This window comes from Schaalia sp., from assembly GCF_050312375.1.
Classification (GTDB): Bacteria; Actinomycetota; Actinomycetes; order Actinomycetales; family Actinomycetaceae; genus Pauljensenia; species Pauljensenia hyovaginalis.
In genome coordinates this window covers 1-9,826 of record NZ_JBNOYB010000010.1, presented here as the reverse complement: position 1 = coordinate 9,826, position 9,826 = coordinate 1, and the positions used below count along the sequence as shown (strand labels likewise).

8 protein-coding genes are annotated in these 9,826 nt (G+C 66.9%); 6 read left to right on the top strand and 2 right to left on the bottom strand.

The window, feature by feature from the left end:
- Window positions 1-88 precede the first annotated feature (88 nt).
- Complete coding sequence (locus ACQY7V_RS00725; RefSeq protein ID WP_428638454.1) at window positions 89-1,378, bottom strand: DUF5692 family protein; 1,290 nt, start codon at window positions 1,376-1,378, stop codon at window positions 89-91.
- A gap of 250 nt (window positions 1,379-1,628) precedes the next feature.
- On the opposite strand from ACQY7V_RS00725, the gene ACQY7V_RS00720 reads away from it, so the two are divergent.
- Complete coding sequence (locus tag ACQY7V_RS00720; protein WP_407822410.1) at window positions 1,629-2,597, top strand: hypothetical protein; 969 nt, start codon at window positions 1,629-1,631, stop codon at window positions 2,595-2,597.
- Window positions 2,594-3,628, top strand: a complete 1,035-nt coding sequence (locus ACQY7V_RS00715; RefSeq protein ID WP_428638452.1) for a DUF5692 family protein — start codon at window positions 2,594-2,596, stop codon at window positions 3,626-3,628. Before ACQY7V_RS00720 ends, ACQY7V_RS00715 begins: the two co-directional genes overlap by 4 nt.
- Window positions 3,629-3,759: 131 nt before the next feature.
- Here the strand turns inward: ACQY7V_RS00715 and ACQY7V_RS00710 are convergent, their stop codons facing one another.
- Entirely contained in the window at window positions 3,760-4,929 is a 1,170-nt protein-coding gene (locus tag ACQY7V_RS00710; RefSeq protein WP_428638451.1) for an ROK family protein, read from the bottom strand.
- 78 nt (window positions 4,930-5,007) lie between these two features.
- On the opposite strand from ACQY7V_RS00710, the gene ACQY7V_RS00705 reads away from it, so the two are divergent.
- Genes ACQY7V_RS00705 through ACQY7V_RS00690 form a run of 4 tightly spaced genes read left to right on the top strand, consistent with a single transcriptional unit; the run spans window position 5,008 to window position 9,809 of the window.
- On the top strand, window positions 5,008-5,937 hold the full coding sequence (locus tag ACQY7V_RS00705) for a carbohydrate ABC transporter permease (protein WP_221437793.1): 930 nt from the start codon (window positions 5,008-5,010) through the stop codon (window positions 5,935-5,937).
- A gap of 4 nt (window positions 5,938-5,941) precedes the next feature.
- The gene (locus ACQY7V_RS00700; protein ID WP_184451457.1) at window positions 5,942-6,823 is read left to right on the top strand and encodes a carbohydrate ABC transporter permease; all 882 of its coding nucleotides are present in this window, start codon (window positions 5,942-5,944) and stop codon (window positions 6,821-6,823) included.
- A gap of 43 nt (window positions 6,824-6,866) precedes the next feature.
- Complete coding sequence (locus ACQY7V_RS00695; protein ID WP_277298550.1) at window positions 6,867-8,222, top strand: ABC transporter substrate-binding protein; 1,356 nt, start codon at window positions 6,867-6,869, stop codon at window positions 8,220-8,222.
- 6 nt (window positions 8,223-8,228) lie between these two features.
- A complete protein-coding gene (locus ACQY7V_RS00690) occupies window positions 8,229-9,809 on the top strand; it encodes a glycoside hydrolase family 36 protein (protein ID WP_428638447.1) in 1,581 nt (526 codons plus the stop codon).
- Window positions 9,810-9,826: the final 17 nt, after the last annotated feature.

The window sequence follows — 9,826 nt, the reverse complement described above, 5'->3', positions numbered from 1 at the left end:
TCGTCCCTCGTCGATTCGGACGAGGGCGGAGGGCGAGGCCTTCGCGAAGCATCCGGCGCACCGGGGCTCCGCGTCGCAACGGGCGGCTTCAGCGGCGGCGCATGGGGGAACGGGGCTTGGGATAGCGCCGATCCTCGCCCTTCCACCACGGCATCCAGGAGGCGTATCCCTCGGCCGGGGGCACGGGCGATTCGGGCTGGAATCCCAATTCCTCCGGAGTCTCGGGAGTTCGGTCGACGATGAAGTACTTATCCCGATCATCGCAATGATCCAGGACGATGGTCCTAAATTCCGAAAGTTCCGGATAAAGAACGCCGGTAATCGGGTTCCGCTTGAATGCGATGATCTTGTACAGCCAATAGACGAAGAGCGCCACATTCGCGATGAGCGCGACCGCCGCGCAGGCGATATTCGCCCTCGGATCCATTGTTGCAAAATTGAAAATATCCGAGGGGGGCACGAGAAGCTCCGGAAGCAGCGTGTTCATCGAGATCCAGAAGACCAGGGTGAAGCACCGGAACCAGATCCACTGCCCCTTCGCCCACGTGAAGGCCGGAATCGTGCAGGCCAGCAGCAGCGCGAGCGTGCAGTACCACGTGTAGTCGGCCAGGGAGTTGTAGAGGAAGGCGTGGTTCCACAGGTCGTAGGCGATCACCCAGGGCCACACCATGTCGACCCAGATGAGACCGCGAACCTTCTGCTTGCCGGGCGAGGTCGCGATGATCTTGCCGAGGCCGGTGATCGTGATGATGTTGAGCAGGCCCGCGGCCGCGGAGAGCAGATTCCAGTAGCCGCCGATCGTGCGGAACCCGGTGGCCGGATCGATGCCGACGTGGCGCTCCTTCAGGTTCGCCGCAACCGCCTCGTACCAGGCCTGCGAATGGAGCTCGGCGCTGACGCCCCGCGCCTCGGGCAGCCCCGCGATCATGTCGATCGTGTGGGAGTCGTTCACGCCCTTCAGGCACTGCCAATCGGCGCCGCAGGCGTAGTAGGCGTCCGCGTTCCACCAGATCGTGAGGTCGCGGACGTTCGCCTCCATGATGTTCACGGCGAGCCCGATCCACAGCGCGACGCCCAGCCAGATCGCGTACTTGTGGGCCTTGACCGGATTGCGCTTCGCATAGACGAGGACGATCCCGGTCATCGTCGCGGTGAGGATCATGATCGCGTACTTGCCGAAGGGGAACCACCCGACCATCGGCGTTCCGTGGATCCAGGCGTAGGGCATGAGCGCAATGCCCCCGATGGTCCAGACCGCGAAGATCGTCCAATTCCAGCGCCGATTGATCTCGGCGACGAGAATCTGCGCGAGCAGCACGACAATCCACAAAAGATAGACTTTCGGCGAACCGAGTTCCCACAGGAACAAAGAATCCACTGGTTTCCTCCTTGAAACCGCCTCGAGGCTCAATATGACCGATTATGGTAGTGGGTCAACCACGGAAAAGTGGCGATTCGGAAAAAAGTCCGCGGAAATGGATCGCATGAGGGCCCCGAAGACGAGGCCGATGCGCCGCGACGCATACACGACGACCCCACAAGGAGGATCGACGATGACTTCTTCATCCGCTCGCAGCAACAGGCTCGGCAAGCTCGTCGCCCTGGGAGGCCTGGGCCTCCTCGGAGGCATGTACGCCTTCAGCCAGCTGTCCGGCAAGGCGACGCCCGAGGAGCAGGCATGGCGCTACCCGGGTGATGACCTCATCGACGCGAACTACGACAACGGCTACTCCTCGACCTACGCCATCACGATCGACGCCCCGGCCTACGCGGTGTGGAGGCTCTTCAAGCAGATCGGGGCCGAGAAGTCCGGATCCTTCTCCTCGGAGTTCCTCGAACGGACCTTCGCCCGCCTCCCCTTCTTCAACTCCTACGAGATCCAGGAGGAGTTCCAGCAGCCCGACTCGATGATGCCGGGCGACATCGCCGCCTTCGACTTCCACGGCATGTCGATGGAATGGGCCGATATCGTCCCCGGCAAGTACATGGTCCAGTGGGTCGACACGAAGAACCCGCCGAAGGCCCCGGGCTCCTACGCCTTCCGCTTCCCCGGCATGACGCACTTCGCCGCGGCCTGGTGCTTCTACGTGGTGCCGCTCGAGGGCGGGCGCACGCGCCTCATCAACCACTGGCGGATCGGCTACGAGCCGGGCTCCGCCGCGATGACCGCGCTCAACTGGGTGAACATCGAGTTCATCGGCGGCTGCATGACGCACCTGCAGAACCTCTACGTCAAGCGCGTCCTGGAGTTCCGCAAGAAGCAGCACTTCACGGGCCGTTTCATGAGGGGCATGCTCGGCGGCCGTTTCTTCGGCTCCTCGACTCCCGCGGGCCGCTACGACGGCACGCCGCTCTTCGAGGACACCTACACCCAGTGGTTCCGCTACGGCCGCTCGGCACCCGCCGTCGCCGAGATCCGCCCCCCGGTGACCGAGGATCCCTCGTGGCCGCCGACGGGCCCCGGCACGCCCTGGGAGCACGATGTCGATGCCGACTACTTCGAGGGCTGGAGCGAGCCCGAGTTCTCCTGGGATGAGCAGATCCGCCAGAAGATGGAGCGGAGCTACCTCCCCGATTGGGGCAAGGAGCAGCGATGACGGGCGGAATCATCCCTCCGGAGTATCCGACGCTCTTCTTCTTCGAAGTCGGCGAATGGTGGGACTACGCGATGCTCGCCGTCGTCGTCGCGGCTCTCGCCTTCACCGCCTGGCTCGCTCAGCGCAACATGTGGGCCGTCCTCGCCGTGTTCATCGTCATCCCCGTCACCCTCACGATCTTCTGGTGGCCGACGTCGACCGCGGGCACGGCTTCAGCCGGGTGGTTCCCGATCGTCAAGCAGTACTCCGCCCTCGCGGGCTCCCTGTGCCTCGTCGCGCTCCAGGTCTTCCCGAGACTGCGGCACAACAGGTGGTATCTGCTGATCCCTCCCGCGATCCTCGCGCTCAACATCGCCGAGGCCGTGGTGCGCGATTTCCAGTGCTACTTCATCCACGGCGTCGATCCCTCGCAGGGCATGGTCACCTGGGGCGGGCCCTGGAACATCATGAACGGCATCGCGGGCATCCTCAATCTGCTGGCGATCTCCGGCTGGATCGGCATCTTCGTGTCGAAGGGCAAGGAACGGGCGCTGGTATGGACCGATCTGACGATCTGGTGGATCGTCGCCTACGACGTGTGGAACTTCGCCTACGTGTACAACTGCCTGGCTGATCGGGCCTGGTACTCGGGCGTGGCGCTCCTCGCCTCGTGCACGATCCCGGCCTTCATGAAGTTCGGGCGCGGGGCGTGGATCCAGTACCGGGCCTACACGCTGACCTTCTGGTGCACGGTGGTCCTCACCTTCCCGCATTTCATGCAGGACTCCATGTTCGCGCACCGCAGCGCGCACAACCCCTACGCCCTGTTCCTCGTGTCGGCGGCGGCCCTGGCGATCAACGTCTTCGTCTTCGCCCGGCACATCCACAGGATCGCGACGCTTCGCCGCAACCCCTTCGTCCAAGAGGTCTATGCGGATACGCCCGAGTCCATCGGATGGATCTGCGATCTCGCCTCGGACGAGGACAAGCGGCTCATCGCCGGGCGCCTGGGCACGACCCCTGAGAAGGCGGGGTTCTCCGCCTCGGCCTGAGCCGGCGGGTCCCGGCCCCTCGGCGGGGCGCTCCCCGGAAGTCGGACGGCGCGGACCGTCCTTCTTCCGGGGAGTCGTCGTGTTCCGGCGGGGTTCTTCGTCCGGGGGTCAGGCCCCGGGCTCCATCCGGTTCAGCGCCGGTCCTCGGCCCAGAGGCTCTCGGGCGTGGCAGCCGGGAAGAAGTCTGCGCCCTGGACGATCGCGTCGAGCCGGTCGAGGATGTCGTCGAGGGCGAGGCGGATCCCGCCCTGGACGACGGCGTCCGCTCCGAGGGTCGACACGACGACTTCGGGCGCGAAGGGGCAGAGCCGATCGAGCGCTTCGGTCAGGCGCGGGAGGAAGAGGTCGGTGTCGGCCGAGTACTGTCCGCCGACGACGAGGCACTGGGGGGCGAGGGCGAGGATCATCGCGGCGGCCCCCAGGGCGAGGACTTCGGCGTATTCGTCGAGGGCGCGCAGGGCGCGTGAATCCGATCGGCGGGCGGCGCGGATGAGGTCCTCCCTCGTGGGGCTCGCCCCCTCGTAGAGGGCGTCGGCGAAGACCTCTTCTTCGAGTTCGCGCCAGCGGAGCTGGGGGAGTTCGCCGATGAGGCCGGCCGCTCCGAAAAGGCCCTCGTGGACGCGGTGGTTGATGACCGAGGCCGCGCCGGTGCGCCTGCCCGCGAGGATGTAGACGACGTCGTCGAAGGCCGCGGCGGCGCCCCTCCAGGATTCCCCTCGCGCGCCGAGGGCGCAGTCCCCGGCGCTGCGCACGCGGGTGCCGAGGGCGGCGCCGACTTCTTCGTCGAGGCGGACGCCCTTCCATCCGGGCATGCCCTCTCCGCCGAAGTAGGCGACGACGCCCTCGTGGACGACGCCGGGGGAGGCGAGGGTGCAGGTCCACACGGGCAGGCCCGGGTTCCTCGCGAGGACCCTGCGGCCGAGGCCGATGGAGGCGTCGAGGCGGTCCCTGGCGATCAGGTCCTCGGCGAGTTCGATCCTCTCGGCGGCGAGGATCGCGCCGGAGAGGTCGGCGGTCATGGCGGTGGCGTGGTGGGCGCCGATGTCGATGGAGAGGACCTGGCCGAGGGCGGAGTGGAGGCCGATGTGGGCGGCCGGCCTTCCGAGCCTCGGGGCGGCCGGGGTGACGGCGACTTCCTCGAGCCATCCGAGTTCGACGAGGTCGGAGACGACGGCTTCGGCGGCGACGCGCGTCACGCCCGTTGCGGCGGCGATATCGGCGAGTGTGCGGGGACCGTCGATGCAGCTCTTCAGGGCTGCGGACATGTTGGCCCTGCGCTGGATCCGTCGCGGTGCTCTCATGCTCCCCTCCTCCTGGGCTTGACTTAATTAAGAAACTTACGTTATATTCGAAGAGATTTCACAGCGAATGAGGATTCAATGATGAACCACTCGACAGCACCGTCGACCTCCGCGCCCCGCACACCCGGGGCCTCCTCTCGCGCGCGCCGCACGACGATCACCGCCTATCTCTTCCTGGCACCCGCCCTCATCGGCTTCCTCGTCTTCTACCTCGTGCCGATGGTCAAAGGGCTGCAGATCTCGCTCACCGACTGGGACCTCATCACGGCGCCCGAATTCGTCGGATTCGGCAACTACGCGAAACTCCTCGCCGACGAGAACTTCGGCCACAGTCTAGCGATCACCGCCGTCTACGTGATCGTCAACATCACCACCCAGACGGCCGCCGGACTCGCCATCGCCGTCCTCATGCAGCGGATCAGCCACTCCACCCTGATCCGCTCCCTCCTCCTCGTCCCCTGGCTGGTCCCGAACGTCACCATCGCCGTCATCACGCTCTTCATCCTCGACCCCAACGTCGGGCTCCTCAATCACGGGCTCGAACTCCTCGGGACCGAGCCCATCGCCTTCTACGGCGACCCCGACATCGCGATCCTCACCGTCGCCCTCGTCAACTCCTGGCGGAACATGGGCTACACCGCACTGCTGATCTTCGCCGGAATGCAGACCATCCCCCAGATGGTCTACGAAGCCGCAGCCCTCGACGGGGCCTCGGCCGCCCGCACCTTCTTCCGGATCACCCTGCCCCTGACCCGGCCGATCCTCGTCATGGTCGTCATCGTCTCGATGATCGGATCCTTCCAGATCTTCGACACCGTCGCGGTCGCCACCAAGGGCGGGCCGATCGGCTCCACCAGGGTCATCTACTTCTACATCTATCAGAAGGCCTTCGAACAGGGGCAGATGGGCTACGCCGCCGCCATGTCCGTCGTCCTCCTCCTCATCATCCTCCTCATGACACTTGTCCAACTGCGCTTCTCCCGCGCAGAGCAATCGGATCTCGGGTGACGCCATGAATTCCACCGGTCGAATCGAACGCATCATCGGATGGGCCCTCATGGCCCTCCTCCTCGCCATCACGCTCATCCCCTTCGCCTGGGCGATCCGCACGGCCCTCATCCCCAACGCCGACGTCTTCAACGGCGACTACTCGCCGATCCCCCAGCGCCTCACCGACGTCAACTTCCGCAGGGTCCTCGGCCTGGTCTCCCTCGAGGAGGACATCGCCGCCGGAGGCACCGGCGCGAAGATGTACTTCTGGCTCTACCTGAGGAACTCCTTCATCTTCACCGGCATCCTCGTCATCGGGCAGGTCGTCACATCGACGATGGCCGCCTACGCCTTCGCGCGCCTGCGCTTCCCCGGACGCGACCTCGTCTTCGGGATCCTCCTCACCGGCATGATGATCCCGCCGATCTTCATCGTCCTGCCCAACTTCGTCCTCATCAAGGACCTCGGGCTCCTCAACAGCTTCGCCGGCCTCCTCGCCCCCTACGTCCTCGTCAGCCCCTTCGCGATCTTCTTCCTCCGCCAGTTCATGCTCGGCCTCCCCAAGGAAGTCGAAGAAGCGGCCATGCTCGACGGGGCGGGCTCATGGACGACCTTCAGAAAAGTCATCGTGCCCATGACCTCGGCCCCCATCACGACCGTCGCGATCATCCAGGCCGTCTTCGCCTGGAACGAATACCTCTGGCCCCAGCTCGTCGGCCAGCACCACACGGTCCGCCTCCTCAACGTCGCCCTGGCCGCCTTCCAGCAGAGCTCCCCCTCCACCCGCCCCGACTGGACCGGCCTCATGGCCGCGGCCACCCTCCAGACGATCCCGATGTTCATCATCCTCATCGTCCTCGGACGCAAGCTCGTGTCCTCCATCAGCCTCACCGCAGCCAAGTAATCCATCCCGCGCACACCGCGCACTTCTCGAAGGAGAGAACACAATGAGACGCCACCTCGCATTCCTCGCAGCAGCGGGGCTCACGGCAGGAGCCCTCGCCGCCTGCACCCCCGCCGAACTCACCGAGAACGGCTCCGAGTCCTCAGCCGCCTCCACCGGGATCACCTACTCCCTCTGGGACCCCAACCAGCAGACCGCCTACCAGAAGTGCGCCGACGCCTTCGAGAAGGAGAGCGGCATCCACGTCACCATCGACCAGAAGGGCTGGGACGACTACTGGAAGAACCTCACCGTCGGCATCAACTCCGGAACCGCCCCCGACGTCATCACCAACCACGTCGCCCACTACCCCGAGCTCGCCTCCAAGGGCGTCCTCACCGACCTCAAGCCGATGATCGAGAAGGACGGGATCGACCTGTCCCAGTACACCGGCGACCTCGCCTCCCTGTGGGACTACGACGGCAAGACCTTCGGCATCCCCCAGGACTGGGACACCATCGCCCTCGTCTACAACGTCAAGGACGTCACCGACGCGGGTCTGAGCGCCGCCGACCTCGCCGACCTCGACTGGAACCCGCAGGACGGCGGCTCCTTCGGCAAGCTCGTCGCCCGCCTGACGATCGACGAGAACGGCGTGAGGGGCGACGAGCCCGGCTTCGACAAGACGAAGGTCGCCACCTACGGATGGGGCCTCGAGACCGGCGGCGGAGTCGTCGGCCAGGGCCCCTGGTCGTGGCTCGCCCTGTCCAACGGATTCACCTACCTCGACAAGAACCCCTTCGGCACCCACTACAACCTCGACGACCCGAAGCTCGCCGAGGCGCTCACCTGGTGGCAGAAGCAGATCGACGCCGGATACGTCACCCCCGTCGAGAAGGCCGGCAACCTCGGCCTCCAGCCGATGATGGAGCAGAACAAGGCCGCCCTCGTGCCCGACGGCTCCTGGAGGATCAACACCTGGTCCCAGTCCGAGGCCCAGGAATTCGCCTTCGCCCCGCTGCCCAAGGGCCCCGAAGGCCGCAAGACGATCATCAACGGGCTCGCCCCCTCGATCACCGCGGCCTCGAAGCACCAGGACGAGGCCTGGCAGTGGGTCAAGTACCTCACCTCCGAGAAGTGCCAGACCGTGATCGCCGCCGAAGCCGTCGTCTTCCCCTCGATCACCGCCCAGTCCGAGGCCGCGGCCGCAGCCCACAAGGCCGCCGGAGTCGACGTCTCCGCCTTCCTCGACATCGCGAAGGACCCGGAGGCCCTCTCCTACTACCCGATCACCTTCAAGGCGGATGAGATCAACACCGAGGCCGACCTCGTCATCGAGAAGATCGAGCGGGGCGAAGCCGACCCGGCGAGCGCCCTCGCCGAACTGGCCGCCAAGGTCAACGCCCTGCTGAGCGAGTGATCCGAGATGACGACCCCGACTCCTCTCGAACTCCTCGTCACCCGCGAGGATTCTGCTTGGCGACTCATCGGCGCCCCCGCGGGCACCCGCGCCCTCGGAGGAGCCGGGGTCGTCGTCGAGGCCCCGCGCCTGAACATCACCCACCCGGCGGCCCCCGACGCCCAGATCTACCGCCACGGCTGGACCTCCTGGTCCCCGACCGCGTGGTGGCGCCTCGACCGGGACCCCTGGCGGGTCTGGGGCAATCCCGAGCGCACGGCGACCGCCGAGGACGCCGCGACCGACACCTCCGAGCGGCACCGCTCCTACCTCCTCGGCGCGATCGCCGTGCCGAGCGCCGCCGGCGAGGAGCCCCTCTATCTCCTCGTCGGCGCCCTCGGCGGGGCGAGCGGCCTCATCGACCTCCTCCCCGGCAGGATCGAGGCGCGCCCCCTGGACTCCGGGGATCCCGCCCCCGGGCGCTGGTGGATCGGGGTCGGCGCCGAGGACGAGGTCTTCGCAGCGTGGACGCGCGCCCTCGAAGGCTCCCTCTCCGAAGCGGGGCGCCTGCTCCCCCGCCGAGAGGAGCCGGGTCCCGTGTGGTCCTCCTGGTACTCCTGGTTCGAAGAGGTGAGCGCCTCGGCGATCGACGCGGAGATCGGGCCCGCGCGGCGCTCCGGCTACGCCGTCCTCCAAATCGACGACGGATGGGAGCGGGGCATCGGCGATTGGGAGGCGAACGACGACTTCCCCGAGGGGATGGGGGCGATCGCCGAGCGGATCCGCGCCGCGGGCATGACCCCGGGCCTGTGGATCGCCCCCTTCATCGCCTCAGCCGAATCGCCCATCGCCCTCGACCACCCCGAGTACTTCGTCTCCGATGAGGCAGGAGCTCCCGCGATCGCCGGATACAACTGGGGGGCGCCCTACTACGCACTCGACTGCACCCGCCCCGAGGCCCTCGACTGGGTGCGCGACACGGTGTCCCGCGTCGCCTCGTGGGGGTACGGCTACCTCAAGCTCGACTTCCTCAACGCGGCCGCCATCCCCGGTTCACGGCATCGGAGCCTCGGACGGGAGGAGGCCTACAGGACCGGCCTGCACGCCCTGCGGGAGTCGGCCCCCGAGTGCTACATCATGGCATCGGGAGCGGTCATCGCCCCCTCCATCGGGATCGTCGACGGGATGCGGGTCGGCCCCGACACCGCTCCCTACTGGGACAACACGGAGCGCAAGAAGGACCCGAGCGGCCCGGGCGTGCGCAACGCCCTGCGCAACTCACTCGCCCGCTTCTGGCTCTCCTCCCTCACCGACATCGATCCGGACGTGGCGATCTGCCGGACCCACGGCTCCCTGCTCAGCGAGGAGGCCTGCCAGATCACCCGAGATATCGCCCTGGCGACCGGCGTCGTCGGCTGCTCCGACCCGGACGCCTGGCTCACCGACCCCGAAAGGGAACGGGTCGCCGAACTCTGCGCCTCGGCGCGCCGGGGCGCGCGGGTCGAACGCCTCTCGCGCTACCGCTTCTCCATCGATTCGCGCCTCGTCGATTTCGAGCCGTGGATCTCTCCGAGCGTCAGGATGAGCGACCGGATCCTCGCGAAGTAGCCCTTCCCCCGTCGGCC

Excerpts from the sequence above, each read along its gene's own strand:
- ACQY7V_RS00720 (WP_407822410.1), top strand. The coding sequence starts at position 1,629 with ATGTACGCCTTCAGCCAGCTGTCCGGCAAGGCGACGCCCGAGGAGCAG.
- ACQY7V_RS00715 (WP_428638452.1), top strand. The coding sequence starts at position 2,594 with ATGACGGGCGGAATCATCCCTCCGGAGTATCCGACGCTCTTCTTCTTC.
- ACQY7V_RS00710 (WP_428638451.1), bottom strand. The coding sequence starts at position 4,929 with ATGAGAGCACCGCGACGGATCCAGCGCAGGGCCAACATGTCCGCAGCC.
- ACQY7V_RS00705 (WP_221437793.1), top strand. The coding sequence starts at position 5,008 with ATGATGAACCACTCGACAGCACCGTCGACCTCCGCGCCCCGCACACCC.
- ACQY7V_RS00700 (WP_184451457.1), top strand. The coding sequence starts at position 5,942 with ATGAATTCCACCGGTCGAATCGAACGCATCATCGGATGGGCCCTCATG.
- ACQY7V_RS00695 (WP_277298550.1), top strand. The coding sequence starts at position 6,867 with ATGAGACGCCACCTCGCATTCCTCGCAGCAGCGGGGCTCACGGCAGGA.
- ACQY7V_RS00690 (WP_428638447.1), top strand. The coding sequence starts at position 8,229 with ATGACGACCCCGACTCCTCTCGAACTCCTCGTCACCCGCGAGGATTCT.